This is a genomic window from Kitasatospora sp. NPDC030952 (assembly GCF_055571335.1).
The window spans coordinates 112168-126947 of sequence record NZ_JBVIFM010000009.1 but is presented as its reverse complement, the minus strand read 5'-3'; the positions used below and the strand labels follow the sequence as shown (position 1 = coordinate 126947).

The window sequence follows — 14780 nt, the reverse complement described above, 5'->3', positions numbered from 1 at the left end:
CTTCCACTCATCGGGAGCGATCGCCGGAGCGATCGCCGGAGCGATCAGCTGTGGCGGCCCCGACGGCCCCAGGCGATCACGGTGAACAGCACACCGCTGCCCAGCACACCGGCCGCCAGCAGCACCGGCACCAGCCCGGACCCACCGGTGCCCGGCAGCTCACCGCCCCCGTGGCTCCGGGACGGCGACGGGCTGTGCGTCGGGCTGTGCGTCGGGCGCGGCGACGGGCTGTGCGTCGGGCTCGGCGAGGGCCACCCGGACGACGTCGGGGACGGCGACGACGTGGGCGAGGGCGAACTCGTCGGAGACGGCGACGACGTCGGCGAAGGGGACGACGTCGGCGAAGGCGAAGGCGAAGGTGACGGAGAAGGCGACCCCGCCAGCACCAGCCCCATGTCCAGGTTCAGGTCCCGCTGCCCGCCCGACAGCCGCACCGTCTGGGTGGTCCCCGTGGCCGGGTCGGCGTCCGAGTCCAGCGCCGGGTCCGTCCCGGCGTGCCGCACGGTGACCTTGGCCCCGGACGGAATGGTCGTCAGGTCGAAGCGCACCGCGTACTCCCCGTCCGGCAGCTTGTCGAACAGGTAGTGCCCGGTGGCGTCGGTGACCGTCGTGACCGGCTTGCCCATCTTGTCGCGGACCGGCTGCCCGGCGCCGTCCAGCAGTTCGACCCGTACGCCCGGCACGCCGGCCTCGCCGGGCTGCTGGATGCCGCTGCCGTCGCGGTCGGCCCAGACGAGGTCGCCGAGCGCGTTGTTCGGCGGGACGGGCACCTGGACGCCGACGCCGACCTTGGCGGGTTCGGCGGGCAGCAGCGGGCTGCCGCTGGAGTCGGTGGCGGTGTAGGCGAAGCTGTTCCAGGCGAAGTCGGCGTTGCCGGCGTCCACCGAGGCGACCATCGGCCAGGTCAGGGTGAAGAGGGCGCCGGGCGCCAGGGTGCCGGGTCGGCGGACCCGGAACCAGGTGGTGGTGCCGGGGCCGGGGAAGGTGCTGCTCCACCGGGCGTTGGCGTCGCACGGACCGGGCACCGTGATGGCTCCGGTGAGGCACGGGGTGGGCGAGGTGGTGTACTCGATCACCACGGTCGGGTCGCTGGAGGTCAGCGGCTGGGTGAGCGAGGGCGTCCAGGCGGAGCCGCGCTGGATGTCGGGCCGCAGCACGTAGGAGTCGCCCGGGGTGGGCAGCTTGTCGTACGCGATGAACTCGGTGACCGGGTCGGGCGAGTCGTTGCGGACGGTCAGCCGGTAGGAGATGCCGCCGCCGGGGGTGGTGGTGCCGGTGGTGGCGTAGTCCTTGTCGAGGTCGCCCTTGACCTCCTTGAAGGACCGCAGCACGGCCGGGACCTGCACCTCGACCTGCGAGGAGGCGTGGCACACGGTCTCGGTGGTGTTGCCGTCGCCGTTGAGGTCGAGGGTGTCCGGCACGCCGCTGTCGGTGCCGAAGTAGGAGCAGCGGACGGGGGCGGTGGCGCCCTCGGTGGTGACGTACACATCGTTGGTGAGGGTGCCGGGCTGGGCGCTTCCGGCGACCTGGGCGTCGATCAGGGTGCGGTACGCCTTGCCGTCGTTCTGGTACATCATGTCGGGCGCACCGGCCGGCCAGGTCATCTTGAGCAGCTGGCGGCCGTCGGGGCCGGGCAGCACCTGGACGGATTGGGGGGCGACGGAATCCGGGTAGGCCGGGTTGCGGCGGGCGCTGCCGTCGACGTAGACCAGGCCGGGCGGCAGCAGGTCGTAGAGGACGAGCGGGGTGTCGAGGGTGCGGCCGGTGCGGTTGTACGGGACCACCTCGAAGGTGGCGGTGCCGCCGGGGGCGAGGACGGCGCCGGCGGTGGTGGTCTTGGCGGCGCCGAGGTTGACGGCGGCGGTGACGGTGGTGTCGGCACAGGCGGCGGCCGCGGAGGTGTCGCCGGCCGCGTCGGTGCCGGTGACGTCCACGCAGTTGTGCAGCGGGGTGGGCGCTGGGCGGCCGTCGTGGCCGGGGGTGACGACCTGGGCGTGGACCTGAACGGCGTCGCCGGGGCTCCAGCCGGTCGGGATCGGGCCGTTCCACTCGAAGCGCAGCCCGTCCAGCCAGCGGCCGGCCGGGATGCCGATCACGTCGTAGTCGGGGTTGCCGGCGCCGGTGGCGAAGGTGATCCAGCCGGGCCTGGAGCCGTTGAACGGTTTGGTGGGGGTGAAGGTCTGCCAGGTCGGGTCGCCGTTCAGCCGGTACTGCAGGGTGAGGACGATGCTGGTGGGGGTCCACGTCGACCACTGGACGGCCTGGGGGCTCAGCCAGTCGTAGAGGCCGGGGGTGGTGCCCGAGCCGGGGTCGGTCATCACCAGGCTGGTGGCGGGCCCGGCGGCGTTGCCGGGACGCATTCCGAAGGAGGCGATGTCGCCGGAGACGACCTGGTTCCACCAGACCTTGGAGGCGGTGACCTGGATGCCCGTGGCGGGCGGCTGGAAGGTCGGGGTCTGCGCGGTGTCGGTGGACAGGTCGCGCATCGGCTCGGGGCCGAGCGGGTCGCCCTGCAGGACCACGGAGTTGGTGGAGGTGGTGCCGCTGGGGAAGGGCGGGTCGGGGTAGTTGACGACCAGGACGCCGGGGATGCGGCAGCCGGCCTGGCCGTTGCCGGCCCGGAACTCTCCGATGTCGTAGATCCAGCGGTCCGGGTCGGCCGGATCCTGGGTCCAGCCGGGCGAGCGCCCGGTGTCGACGACCGCACCGGGCGGCAGGGTGTCGACCAGCCGGGCGGCGTCCAGGTCGACGTTGGGGACGCCGGCGGTGGAGCAGGCACTGAACTGGTAGGTGACCGAGCGGCCGTCCTGGCTGCTGGTCTGGACGCCCTTGGTGACCTTGTAGTCGGGCTGGACGTGCGCGGTGGTGGAGGCGGAGCCGGTTTCCGGGCGCTCGCCGTCGGCGGTCAGGGTGGCCGAGTTGACGGTCCGGGTGTTGTTCGGGGTGGTGAAGTTCGGGAACTTGAGGACGACCTTGACGGTCGCGGTGGTCCCGGGGGTGAGGGTGAGCAGCTTGATGTCGAGGGCGCCGGCGACGGTGCCCGCGGCCGGGACGGTGGAGCCGGCCACGTCGACGGTGCTGGCGTCCGGGACCCAGCCGACGAACTCCATCCCGGTGGGCAGTGAGTCGGTGATGTGCCCGTTGGTGCAGTCGCTCACCGAGCAGGTGTAGCGCAGGGTGTAGGTGACGTTCTCACCGGGCACCACGGCGGCCTTGTCGACCGTCTTGGTGAAGGTGACGGCGGCCTCGGCGGGCGGGGCGGTGAGGGTTCCGGTGAGCAGGGTGCCCGCGAACAGGCCGAAGGCGGTGGCCAGTCGGGCAGCTCTGGACAGGCGTGGGGATCGTGGTCGGGGCGTCCGCATAGGCGGAATCTCACCGTCCGCTTAAATGCCCGAGGCCACGGCGCGAGAGGAAACGATCCGGATTCACCTGATCGGATTAATACGAACGGGCACCCCATCGGACACCGGCCCGCCGGGGCCCGCTCGCCGAAGGCCCGTCAGTCCGAGCTCGGAGTCGGGTCCGAAGCAGGAGCCGGGTCCGAAGCAGGGGCCGGGTCCGAAGCAGGAGCCGGGTCCGAAGCAGGGGCAGGGGCTGGGGCAGGGGCCGTCGAGGAGCGCCGCACCAGCGAGGTGGCCAGCGGCGCGAGCGGCTCCACCGGCTCCCCGCGCAGCAGTCCGGCGAGCGCGGCCGCCCCCGCCCGGCCCAGCTCCTCGCCGGGCAGGTCGACGGTGGTCAGCGGCGGGGCGAGCAGTCCGGAGACGGCGATGTTGTCCATGCCGACCACCGACAGGTCGTCCGGCACCCGCAACCCCCGCTCGGCGGCGGCCTGGTAGACGCCGGAGGCGACCACGTCGTCGTCGCAGATCACCGCGCGCGGACGGTCCGCCCGCTCCAGCAGCTCCCCCGCCACGATCCGCGCGGCCGTATAGCCCTCGTTCAGGCTCACACCCAACTCCACGACCTCCAGCCCGAGTTCGCGGACGGCCTGCTCGAAGGCGGCCTGCCGGACCCGGAAGGTGTACGCGGCGTGGGTGGAGCGCAGGTGCCCGATCCGGCGGTGCCCGAGGGCGGCCAGGTGCTCGACGGCCGCCCGCATCCCGCCGGCCACGTCGAGTTCGACGGTCGGGCGGGCCCGGTCGGTGCCGGGGTCGGCGTCCAGGAAGACGGCGGGGGTGTCCGGCGGCAGCTCGCCCAGCTGGCTGTCGTCCGGGGAGCAGATCAGCAGACCGTCGAAACGGCCCGCGGTGGCGGCCTCGGCGAGGGTGGCGCTGCCCCAGCCGGAGCTGACCACGACCGCCAGCCCGTGCCGGCCGGCCTCGTGATGGACGCCCTCCAGCACCCGGCCGAAGAACGGGCCCTGGAGGTTCGGCACGGCCAGCATGATCATCCCGCTGCGGCCCAGCCGCAGCTGCCGGCCGGCCGCCTGCGGGCGGTAGCCGAGGCTGCGGGCCGCCTCGCGGACCCGCGCCCTGGTCGCCTCGGAGACCCGGCGGCCCGCCTCCGCCCCGGAGAACACCAGCGAGACGGTGGCCTGGGAGACCCCGGCGAGCCGGGCCACGTCCCGCCCGGTGGGCCGGCGCACGGGGGTCGGCCACGTCCCGGCGGGCCGCTCGGCCCCGGCGCCGGTCCCGGCCTCGGCACCGGCACCGGCACCGGCACCGGCACCGGACTCGACGTCCGGGCGGGGGCGCGGCTCAGCGGGCACGGCGGGCTCAGCGGGCACGGCGGGCTCAGCGGGCACGGCGGGCTCAGCGGGCACGCGGGTTGCGCCCGGGATCAGTTCTGCCGGGAGGCGGCCGCGCGGACGGCGTCGTCCACGGCGTCCTCCTCGGCGTTCTGCGCGGCGATCCGCTCGGCGGTACGGTTGCGCATCCCGGCGACCTTGCTGTTGATCTGGGAGGACATCTCGTCGCGCTGCTTGCTCAGCAGCACGTAGCTGAGCGGCGCGGAGGCGATCGCGGCCAGCAGGACCAGGAAGATCACCCCGGCCTCACCACTCACCGGGATGATCCCGAAGTGCCCGAGCAGCAGGGCCACCAGCAGGCAGCCGAGGAAGATGCTGGCCCGCATGGAGGTGTAGCGGAGCGTGGCGTGCGACTTCTGCGGGCCGTTGCTGCTCACTGGGACACATCCTTCTGGTCGAGCCGGGGCGGGTCTTCCAGTCAAGCATGCCTGACACCCGGCGCGGGCCAGGGGGCACCGGTCGCCTCCCCGGGGCGGGATCAGCGCAGGTCGAGCCACATGGTGATGTCGTCGCGGTCGTCCCCGGGGGCGACCCGGATCGCGGCCGGCACCCGGCCGACCTCGCGGTAGCCGCAGCGCTCGTAGAAGCGCTCCAGGCCCAGGCCGCCGCGGGCGGTGAGCCGCAGTGACTCCAGGCCCCAGGCGCGGGCCACCCGCTCGGCCTCGGCGAGCAGTTCGGCTCCGTACCCGAGGCCCTGGAAGTCGGGGTGCACCATGACCCGCTTGAGCAGCCGCCAGTGCTCCATCGGCTCGAACCGCATCGACGCGAAGAACAGCACCCCGACCAGCCGGCCGGTCGCGCCGTCGTGCGCGACCAGCAGCCGGTCGGGGCCGTCCGGGGCGAGCCCGGCGAACTGCTCGTCGGCGGTGTCCCAGACCTCGTCCTCGGTGACCGGGGCCACGAAGCCGACCGCGCCGCCGGCGTTGGTCACGTCCGTCCAGAGCCGCACCACCGCGCTGCGCAGGTCGGGGTCGGGCTTCGGGTCGAGGGTGAAGGTGAGCGCCATGAAGCGGAGCCTAACCCTCCGCTCGGACACCGCCCCGAGAACACCGGGAGCCTCAGGGCAGGGCGGGCACCGCCCGGTCCGTCGGCCGTCCGGTGCGCAGCGCCAGGCAGAGCCCGACCGCGACCGCGCACAGCGCGCCGGCGCCGTACCAGGTGAGGTCGTAGTTGCCGAGCGCGTCGCGGGCCAGGCCGGCCAGCCCGGCGACCACGGCGGCGCCGATCTGGTGGGCGGCGAGCACCCAGCCGAAGACGATCGGGGCGTCGTCGCCGAAGTGCCGGCGGCACAGGGCGACGGTCGGCGGCACGGTGGCCACCCAGTCCAGGCCGTAGAAGATGACGAAGGCGAGGATCGGCGGCTGCAGCGAGCCGGCCAGCAGCTGGGGCAGCAGGAGCAGCGAGAGGCCGCGCAGCCCGTAGTAGACGGTGAGCAGCAGCCGGGAGTCGACCCGGTCGGTGAGCCACCCGCTGAACACGGTGCCGACCACGTCGAACAGGCCGATCAGGGCGAGCAGGCTCGCGGCGGTGGTGACGGGCATGCCGTGGTCGTGCGCGGCCGGGATGAAGTGGGTGCCGACCAGGCCGGCGGTGGTGGCGCCGCAGATCGCGAAGGAGCTCGCCAGCAGCCAGAACGGCCGGGTGCGGGCGGCGTCGCGCAGCACCCGCAGCGTGCGGGCCAGGGCGCGGGCGTCCCGCACCGGCGCGGGCGGGGCCTCGGTGGCGCCGTACGGGAGCAGGCCGAGGTCGGCGGGGCGCTCGCGCATCAGCAGCAGGACGGGCACCGCGACGGCGCTGGCGGCGAGCGAGACCACCACCACGGCCGAGCGCCAGCCGTGCTGTTCGACCAGCCAGGCGCCGACCGGCAGGAAGACCAGGTTCCCGGCGGCGCCGGCGGCGGTGAGCACCCCGGTGACCAGACCCTGGCGGGCCTGGAACCAGCGGCCGGTGATGGTGGTGGCGAACGCCCCGGCCATCGAGCCGCTGCCGAGGCCGACCAGCACGCCCCAGCAGAGGACCAGTTGCCAGGGCTGGCGCATCAGCATGGTGAGGCCGGCGCCGACCGAGATGGTGAGCAGCGCGCAGACCACCACCAGGCGCACGCCGAAACGGTCCATCAGGGCGGCGGCGAAGGGGGCGGTGAGGCCGTAGAGGGTCAGGTTGACGGAGGTGGCGCTGGAGATCGTCGCGAGCGACCAGCCGAACTCGTTGTGCAGGGCGTCCATCATCAGGCTGGGCGTGGAGCGGAAGCCGGCCGAGCCGAGCAGGACGAGCAGGGCGACGGCGGCCACCACCCAGGCGTAGTGCACCCGGGGGCGCCGGCCGGGGCCGGGTATCGAGGTGGCGGGGGGCGTCGTGGAGGCGGCGAGGGCACTGCGTTCGGTCACATGGACGAGTCTCCCGAGCGGGCGCGGCCCGGACGAGTGGCCCGAATGACAGCTTTCGCAAGGATCGGGCCACGCCCGGCGCGTACCCTGGCCCGGACCCGCCCCGCGGGGAACCACCGGGGACCGCCGGGACCACCAGGGGAACCACCGGGGGCCGTTGGGGAACCACCGGGGATGGATCGGAAACGGGAAGGAACGGCATGGCGCACCTGGTCGCGGTACTCGCCCTGGAGGGCGTGATCGCCTTCGAACTCGGCATCCCCGCAAGGATCTTCGGCAACGCCCGGGACGATGCCGGCCGGCCGCTCTACCGGGTGGCCACCTGCACCCTGGACGGCGGGCCGGTCGCCACCAGCGCCGACTTCCGGATCACCGTCGACCACGGGCCCGAACTGCTGGAGCGGGCCGACACGGTGGTGGTCCCGGCCTCCCACGACGCCGCCCCGGACGACGTGGACGCCGCCTTCACCCCCGAACTGGCCGCCGCACTGGGGCGGATCCGGCCCGGCGCCCGGCTGATGTCGATCTGCACCGGCTCCTTCCTGCTGGCCTCGGCCGGCCTGCTGGACGGCCGCCCGGCCACCACCCACTGGCGCTACACCGAGCGCTTCGCCCGGGCGTTCCCGAAGGTCCTGCTGGATCCGGACGTGCTCTACACCGACGACGGCGACGTCCTCACCTCCGGCGGGGTGGCCGCCGGGGTGGACCTGTGCCTGCACGTGGTGCGCCGCGACCACGGCAGCGCGGTGGCCAACGCGGTGGCCCGCAACTGCCTGGTGCCGCCGTGGCGCGACGGCGGCCAGAAGCAGTACGTGGAGGCGCCGAGCCCGGTGGACGCCGGGGGCTCCGGCACCGCCGCCGTACGCGCCTGGGCGCTGGAGCACCTGGACGGCCCGCTGCCGCTGAGCCGGCTCGCCGACCGGGCGGGGATGAGCGTACGGACCTTCACCCGGCGCTTCCGCGAGGAGACCGGCGCCAGCCCCGGCCGGTGGATCACCACCCAGCGCACCGAGCGGGCGCGGCAGTTGCTGGAGCGCACCGATCTGAGCATCGACCAGGTCGCCCGGGAGTCCGGTTTCGGAACGGCCGCCTCGCTGCGGCTGCAGCTGCGCGACCGGCTGGACGTGGCACCGTCCACCTACCGGCGTACCTTCCGGACCACCCCGGCGCAGGCCGGCCCCCAGGAGCGGAACCCGGCCCGGTCCCGCGTCCCGGCCGAAGGCGGGTGAAGCCGAGTGAGGGCAGGTGAAGGCGGGTGAAGCCGAGTGAGGGCCGGTGAGGGCAGGTGACGGCGGGTGAACCCGAGTGAATCCTGGGAAGGGCGGGCCGCTGGCCGGAATTCGCCCCAACCGCGGCGGCGCACCGGACGGCGGCCGACCGCGTACGCGCCGAGCGCAGCGTGGCGGGCCGCCGTCCGAGCGCGGCGCACGGGCCCTGAACCCGCGCCACGGCCTCCGCACTCGCCGAGGAGTGGGCCGCGCCCGGCAGTCCACGATCCCCCCTGCTGACGCGATCCCCCTGGACAGCAGCACCGTGGCGGCGGACGGACGTCCCCTCGGCGTCCCCTCGCAACGGGAGCCGCACCCAAGCGTGATCAGTCGGATACGTCACGTCAATGGGTAGTCCGAAATTCGGAATGGTTGCGTCAGCTTTCGGCCGGTGATCGACACCGGCCGTGCCGGAAGCCGCTATTGCGCCAGAGCCGCCCAGTCCACCCCGGCCAGCGGATCCGCCGGGCGGGCCTCGGCGCCGATCTCGCACCAGACCCGCTTGCCCGAGCCGTCCGGGTACCAGCCCCAGCGCTCGCAGAGCAGCTCGACCAGCTCCAGGCCGCGCCCGTTGGTGGCGTCCTCGTCCGCGCCGGCGTGCCGGGGGGCCGGGGCGGCCTGGCTGGCGTCGGCCACCTCGACCCGCAGCGGGCCGGGCGGACCGGCCGGCGCCGCGCCCTCGGCCACCGGCAGACAGAGTCTCAGCACGGCCGGACAGCCGGTGTGCACCACGGCGTTGGTGACCAGCTCCGAGACCACCAGCACCACCGTCTCGGCCATCGGCGCGTCCGGGTCCACCCCGTGGTTCAGCAGCCGCGAGCGCACCCACCGGCGGGCCCGGCCGACCTCGGCGGGGTCCGCCTGCACCGCAAGCTGTACCTGAAGAACCTGCACCGCTCCACCACCCGCACTCGCAGTTCGGCCAACGTCCCGATCGGGCCGGATCAGCCGGCCGGCGGGGCCCTCGCACTTCGCCCGGTGCCACCCGGCTCGCCCGGGCGTTCGCCGACCCGTTCGCCCGCGCCACTCGCCCGCGTCAACTCGTCGGTCGCGCACCGGCCACGACACGAATACGCCTCAGGATGGGTGGGCGGACGGACCGCAGCAAGCGCTTCGGGCATATTCCGGCGATCGGGGGACAGGGCAGTGCATACTGTCCCGCTCACTCTCGCGAGCCTCGCACCGGTACTCGTCCGGCCCGGGCCGACGCCGGTCCCGCGGGGCGTGTCGGACACGCCCTGGGCGGGAACCTACCGCCGGACACCCCCGTCGCCCCGCCCGCCACTCGCGAACCACCCGTGCGACATATGTCCAGCGGTTCTCGAACAGCGCCATCGGCGGACCGTCCCGCCACAGGACGAGCCCCTCCGGTGCCGGTCCGCCGTCCGCCCGCCCGGCATCACGGGTCCGAACCACGAGGCGGGGTTCCGTTCTTGGCGGATTCCCCTCCGCCGCCGACCGGCCAGGGGATACCGTTGGGTAACGCCAACGAGCCGGGCAGGAGGGTTGGTTCTCGATGGCCACCCCGGACCGGATCCCGCGTTGGGACGAGCAGTTGCAGCGACGCCTCGCCCGCGGCGAGGAGACCGCGCTCGGCGAACTCTACGACCGGCTCGCCCCGATGGTGCACGGCCTGGCCGGGCGGATACTCGCCGACCAGGCGGCCGCCGCCCAGCTCACCCGGGAGGTCTTCGCCCACGTCTGGGAGCACCCGGAGGACTTCGACCCCGCCCAGGGCTCGCTGCGCTCCTGGCTCGGCTCGCTCACCCACCGCCGCGCGGTCGAACGGCTGCGGGCCCGGCGCGCCGCCGGACCGGGCGCGGGTCGGGGCACCGGCGCGGGCGAGGAGGAGATCCGCGCCGTGGCCACCGCCGCGCGGATGCAGTACGTGGTCGACTCCCTGCCCCAACCCCTGCGTGAGACCATCGCGGTGACGTACTACGACGGCCGCACCTACCAGGAGACGGCCCGGCTGCTCGGCATCAGCGAGCAGGCCGCCAAGCAGCGGATGCGGCTCGGACTGGAGCTGCTGGCCACCGAACTGGCCGACGAACGCGCCCGCCAGGAGCACACCGACGGGGACGGGGGCAGGTGAGCGTGCGCGAGCGAATCGTCGAGAGGTGCGCGGGCGGATGAGCGAGGAACGGCACGACGCCCTGCGCTCGCTGCTCGGCGCGTGGTCCCTCGGTGCCTGCCCGCCGCGCGAGGCCGCCGAGTTGGAGCAGCACCTGCCGGACTGTCCGGAGTGTGCCGAGGAGGCGGCCCGGCTGCGCGAGGCGGCGGGCTGGCTCTCCCTGGACGAGCCGCTGGACCAGCCGGGTTCGCTGCGCCGACAGGTGCTGGACTGGTGCCTGGCCCGCCGCCCGGCGGACCTGCCCGTCCCCGCCTGGGGGATGCCGTACACCGCGGAGACCGCCAAGCTCGACGCGCTGCTGCGCGACCTCGGTCCGGAGGAGTGGCAGGAGGTGGCCGAACTGCCGTGGTACGGCGGCACCGAGCGGCTGCACCCGGCCGAGGTGCTGGGCCGGCTGACCGCGGTGGACGGCTTCCTGGCGCTCGCCCTCGGCCTGCCCGACCCGGTGCCGGCCGCCCCCGTGGTCGGGCCCGGGCCGGCCGTGGAGCGGCGGGTGCCACCGCAGGAGGCCTTCGTCCCGGCGCCGCGGGTGCCACGGGTGCCGCCGCAGGGCGGACCGTACGCGGCGGTCGGCGCGCGCACCGCCCGGCTGCTCGCCGACCAGGCCGGTCTGCCGCCGCAGTCGGTGCGGGCGCGCTGGCGCCAGCAGACCCACGACCTGGTGCGCAGCGCCGCGCTGGCCCCGCAGGGCAGCACCCCGGTCGACCTCGGCTTCGCGGTGCTGCCGCTGCGCGACGCCTTCGTGGACCGCGCCCTGGAGTGCTTCGTGCACGGGGAGGACGTGGCCCGCGCGGTCGCCTACCCGTACGCCCCGCCGTCGCCGCAGCACCTGCGGCAGATGGTGGAGTTGGTGGTGCGGCTGCTGCCGCGGGCGCTGGCCGGGCTGCGCGCGGCGCACCCGGAGCCGGCCGGGGTGCCGGACGCTCCCGTGGCCGCCCCGGGCGGCCGGCGGCTGCGGCTGGTGGTGGACGGTCCGGCGGCCGGCGAGTGGCTGGTGCCGCTGGACGGCGGGCCGACGGGGGCTCCTGGCGGGGAGCCGGTGGCCTCGATGGTGCTGGACGGCCTGGAGCTGTGCCAGTTGGCGGCCGCGCACCGCGACCCGGACCGGCTGCCGGTGGGCGAGCACGGTGACCGCGCCGCAGTGCGCGAGGTGCTGCACGCGCTGCCGCTGCTTTCCCGGCGCTGACGACCGCACGGCTTCCGCCGCAACGCGACGGCCGCGGCCGGGCCGCGGGCTGCGGGCCTCAGCCGAAGACGACCGTCCGGGTGCCGTCGAGCAGCACCCGGTGCTCGCTGTGCCATTTGACCGCGCGGGCCAGCGCCTGGCACTCGACGTCCCGGCCGAGCGCGACCAGCTGGTCCGGGCTGACGTCGTGGGTGACCCGCGCCACCTCCTGCTCGATGATCGGGCCCTCGTCGAGGTCGGCGGTGACGTAGTGCGCGGTGGCGCCGATCAGCTTCACGCCGCGGGCGTGCGCCTGGTGGTAGGGCTTGGCGCCCTTGAAGCTCGGCAGGAAGGAGTGGTGGATGTTGATCACGCGGCCGGACAGCTCGGTGCACAGCCGGTCGGAGAGCACCTGCATGTAGCGGGCCAGCACGACCAGTTCGACGTTCTCCTTCTCGACCAGGTCGAGCAGCTGCCGCTCGGCGTCGGCCTTGGTGTCCCGGGTGACCGGGATGTGGTGGAAGGGGACGCCGTAGCTCTCGGTGAGGTCCCGCAGGTCGGTGTGGTTGGAGACCACCGCGGCGATCTCCACCGGCAGGGCGCCGATCCTGGTGCGGTAGAGCAGGTCGTTCAGGCAGTGCCCGAACTTGCTGACCATGAGGACGATCCGCATCCGCTGCTCGGTCGGGTGGATCTGCCAGTCCATCCCGAAGGAGGCGCCGATCGCGGCGAAGCTGGCCCGCAGCTTGTCGGCGGTGACCGGCTCGGGGGCGGAGAAGTGCACCCGCATGAAGAACAGTCCGGTGTCCCCGTCGCCGAACTGCTGGCTGTCGATGATGTTGCAGCCGGTCATGAAGAGGTAGCTGGAGACAGCGTGGACGATGCCCTGCTTGTCGGGGCAGGACAGCGTGAGGACGTACTGGGCGCTGGCCGGCTGCTGTTCCACTGCGGGTATCCCGTTCTGAGCTCGTACGAATGCGTCACGCGCGTGCGTGAATGGTCCAGCGTGTCACATCGTGGACGGTCGCCGCCCCGCTGCCCGTACTGCGGGACGGCGCCGACCGGCGGGCGGCCTCAGACCTGGGTCAGGATGCGCAGCACGTCCAGCGACCTGGGGGTCGCGTCCGGGTCGTCCCCGTCGCCGGTGGCCAGGGCGACGTGGGCCTCGCGGGCGGCCCGGACGGTCTCCGGCCAGCCGGGGTGGCCGAGGTAGGCGGAGGCCGGGGCGTCGGCGCCGACCTCGTGCAGCAGCTGCACCGCGCGCAGCACCGCGACGTCGACCAGGGCGGCCTCGGCGGAGTCGCGGAACATGGTGCCCACGTACTTCTCGGCGGACCAGCGGTCCAGCCAGGTGTCCTCGACGAGCCGGTAGACGGCGTCGGTGACGTCCCCGTAGCCCTCCCGGCCGGTCAGCCAGGCCTCGTGCTGGAAACCGGGGTCGGACAGCATGTGCAGCGCCGAGCGCAGTCGGGCTCGCCAGCGCCACCAGGGCAGGTCGTTGAGCGGCATGCCGCCCATCGTGCTGGAGCGGTGGCCCGGACGAGAAGGGTTTCGGGCGGACCGGTGCGAAGAATCTGTGCTGGCGGACATGGTGAACGATCGTACGTTCCCCGTCTGTTCGTGCTCCACTCGCGATCTACACGCGTACCGACCCGGATTTCGGCGGCCGTTTGCCGGGCGTTCGCATTTCCGCCCTCTCGGCTTGCGGCTCCGGGGCTTGGCTTGTCCCCCGGTGCGCCGGATGGCGCCCCAGAGAGGGAAGACCGATGACCAGCCGAAGGGACTCCTCCCGGGCCCGGCCCACGATCAGCGGACGCCGCCCGCGGCGCCCGATCGCCGCCGCGGTGACCGCCGCGGTGCTGTTCCCCACCCTCTTCTCGGCCTCCGCGTGCGGCGGACCGGCCGATGCCTCCACCAACGCCGACGACCTGACCGTGATGACCTGGTCGCCGTCCGGCACCGGCTCCGCGGACCGCCCCGGCATGACCGCGCTCGCCGAGTCGATCGGCCGCGACGTCAACGTCAAGGGCGGGTTGAGCGGTCACCGGCTGCACGTGATCACGTGCAACGAGCACAACACCGCGGACGGCGCCAAGGCCTGCGCCCAGCAGGCGGTGGACGCCAAGGCGGTCGCCGTGCTCGGCTCCTACAGCCAGTGGGGCGACGCCTTCATGCCGGTGCTGGAGCGCGCCGGCATCCCGCTGATCGGCGGGTACGGCCTGTCCCAGCCCGAGTTCTCCAGCCCGCTGTCCTACCCGGTGGACGGCGGCATGCCCGCGCTGATCGCCGGCAGCGGCCGCCAGTTGGTCGACGCCGGCTGCAAGGCCGTCTCGCTGATCCGCCCGGACACCCCGGCCGGCGACAACCTGCTCGGCTACCTGGGCAACGCGCTCAAGCCGGCCGGGATCAAGCTGCTGGACGTCAAGGCGCCCGAGCAGTCCTCGGACTACAGCCAGGTGGTCCGCAAGGCGATCGGCAAGGACGAGCCGGGCAACTGCGTCACCAGCGCCCTGGCCGCCGAGCCGACGGGCAACCTGCTGGACGCCTACCGGCGGCAGAACGCGAGGAACACCCGGATCGCCTCGGTGATCGGCAGCGTCCAGCAGTCGGTGGTCGACTCCACCGGCGGCGACTCCGGCCCGCTGGCCGGCGCGTTCGTCACCAGCTGGTACCCGCCGGAGTCGGCCAAGACCTGGGACGGGCTGCGCGCGGTGGTGCGCGCCCAGGCCACCGACGGGCACAGCATCGACGTCTCCGACCCGGGCGTGCAGACCACCTGGGTCGCCTACGAGGTGTTCCGGGTGGTCACCGAGAAGCTGGCGGCGGCCGGCAAGCCGGTCACCGCGAAGACCATCGCCGCCCTGCTGGACAGCGGTGAGGGCATCGACGTCGGGCTCACCCCGCCGCTGAACTGGGGCACCACCAACATGCTGCCGAGCACCGAGTCCCCGCGGCTGGTGAACACCTGGGTCACCTACCAGGTGGTCAGGACCGGCCGGATGACGCTGCAGCAGCCGGGCTTCGTGGACGTCCGCTGGGTGCTCACCGGGGCCCGTTCCCCGAGCTGACCGGACAGACC

The 14780-nt window shown here is 74.0% G+C and carries 12 protein-coding genes; 4 read left to right on the top strand and 8 right to left on the bottom strand.

Features of this window, described 5'->3' with window-relative positions; all coding sequences use genetic code 11:
• Positions 1–44: 44 nt before the first annotated feature.
• The 5 genes from ACZ47G_RS17985 to ACZ47G_RS17965 form a co-directional block, all read right to left on the bottom strand.
• The gene (locus tag ACZ47G_RS17985) at positions 45–3362 is read right to left on the bottom strand and encodes an SdrD B-like domain-containing protein (protein WP_465743708.1); all 3318 of its coding nucleotides are present in this window, start codon (positions 3360–3362) and stop codon (positions 45–47) included.
• Positions 3363–3499: 137 nt separating this feature from the next.
• Positions 3500–4726 carry a LacI family DNA-binding transcriptional regulator gene (locus ACZ47G_RS17980; protein WP_465743707.1) on the bottom strand — a complete coding sequence of 409 codons (1227 nt, stop codon included), beginning with the start codon at positions 4724–4726 and terminating at the stop codon, positions 3500–3502.
• 53 nt (positions 4727–4779) lie between these two features.
• On the bottom strand, positions 4780–5124 hold the full coding sequence (locus tag ACZ47G_RS17975) for a DUF4229 domain-containing protein (RefSeq protein WP_465743706.1): 345 nt from the start codon (positions 5122–5124) through the stop codon (positions 4780–4782).
• 101 nt (positions 5125–5225) lie between these two features.
• A complete protein-coding gene (locus tag ACZ47G_RS17970) occupies positions 5226–5753 on the bottom strand; it encodes a GNAT family N-acetyltransferase (protein ID WP_465743705.1) in 528 nt (175 codons plus the stop codon).
• Between the two features lie 52 nt (positions 5754–5805).
• Positions 5806–7134, bottom strand: coding sequence for an MFS transporter (locus ACZ47G_RS17965; RefSeq protein WP_465743703.1), 1329 nt, complete (start codon positions 7132–7134; stop codon positions 5806–5808).
• Between the two features lie 200 nt (positions 7135–7334).
• Here ACZ47G_RS17965 and ACZ47G_RS17960 point away from each other — a divergent pair, with 200 nt between their 5' ends.
• A complete protein-coding gene (locus tag ACZ47G_RS17960) occupies positions 7335–8363 on the top strand; it encodes a GlxA family transcriptional regulator (protein ID WP_465743701.1) in 1029 nt (342 codons plus the stop codon).
• Positions 8364–8822: 459 nt separating this feature from the next.
• Here the strand turns inward: ACZ47G_RS17960 and ACZ47G_RS17955 are convergent, their stop codons facing one another.
• Positions 8823–9296 carry an ATP-binding protein gene (locus ACZ47G_RS17955; protein ID WP_465743699.1) on the bottom strand — a complete coding sequence of 158 codons (474 nt, stop codon included), beginning with the start codon at positions 9294–9296 and terminating at the stop codon, positions 8823–8825.
• A gap of 622 nt (positions 9297–9918) precedes the next feature.
• On the opposite strand from ACZ47G_RS17955, the gene ACZ47G_RS17950 reads away from it, so the two are divergent.
• Together ACZ47G_RS17950 and ACZ47G_RS17945 are read left to right on the top strand one after the other, a co-directional pair.
• Complete coding sequence (locus ACZ47G_RS17950) at positions 9919–10497, top strand: sigma-70 family RNA polymerase sigma factor (protein ID WP_465743697.1); 579 nt, start codon at positions 9919–9921, stop codon at positions 10495–10497.
• 37 nt (positions 10498–10534) lie between these two features.
• A complete protein-coding gene (locus ACZ47G_RS17945) occupies positions 10535–11722 on the top strand; it encodes a zf-HC2 domain-containing protein (protein ID WP_465743695.1) in 1188 nt (395 codons plus the stop codon).
• 58 nt (positions 11723–11780) lie between these two features.
• Here ACZ47G_RS17945 and purU read toward each other — a convergent pair whose 3' ends face one another.
• Together purU and ACZ47G_RS17935 are read right to left on the bottom strand one after the other, a co-directional pair.
• Positions 11781–12647 carry a formyltetrahydrofolate deformylase gene (purU, locus tag ACZ47G_RS17940; RefSeq protein WP_380455182.1) on the bottom strand — a complete coding sequence of 289 codons (867 nt, stop codon included), beginning with the start codon at positions 12645–12647 and terminating at the stop codon, positions 11781–11783.
• A gap of 128 nt (positions 12648–12775) precedes the next feature.
• Positions 12776–13210 carry an SCO4402 family protein gene (locus ACZ47G_RS17935; protein ID WP_380455184.1) on the bottom strand — a complete coding sequence of 145 codons (435 nt, stop codon included), beginning with the start codon at positions 13208–13210 and terminating at the stop codon, positions 12776–12778.
• 257 nt (positions 13211–13467) lie between these two features.
• Here ACZ47G_RS17935 and ACZ47G_RS17930 point away from each other — a divergent pair, with 257 nt between their 5' ends.
• Complete coding sequence (locus ACZ47G_RS17930) at positions 13468–14769, top strand: ABC transporter substrate-binding protein (protein ID WP_465743692.1); 1302 nt, start codon at positions 13468–13470, stop codon at positions 14767–14769.
• Positions 14770–14780 lie beyond the last annotated feature (11 nt).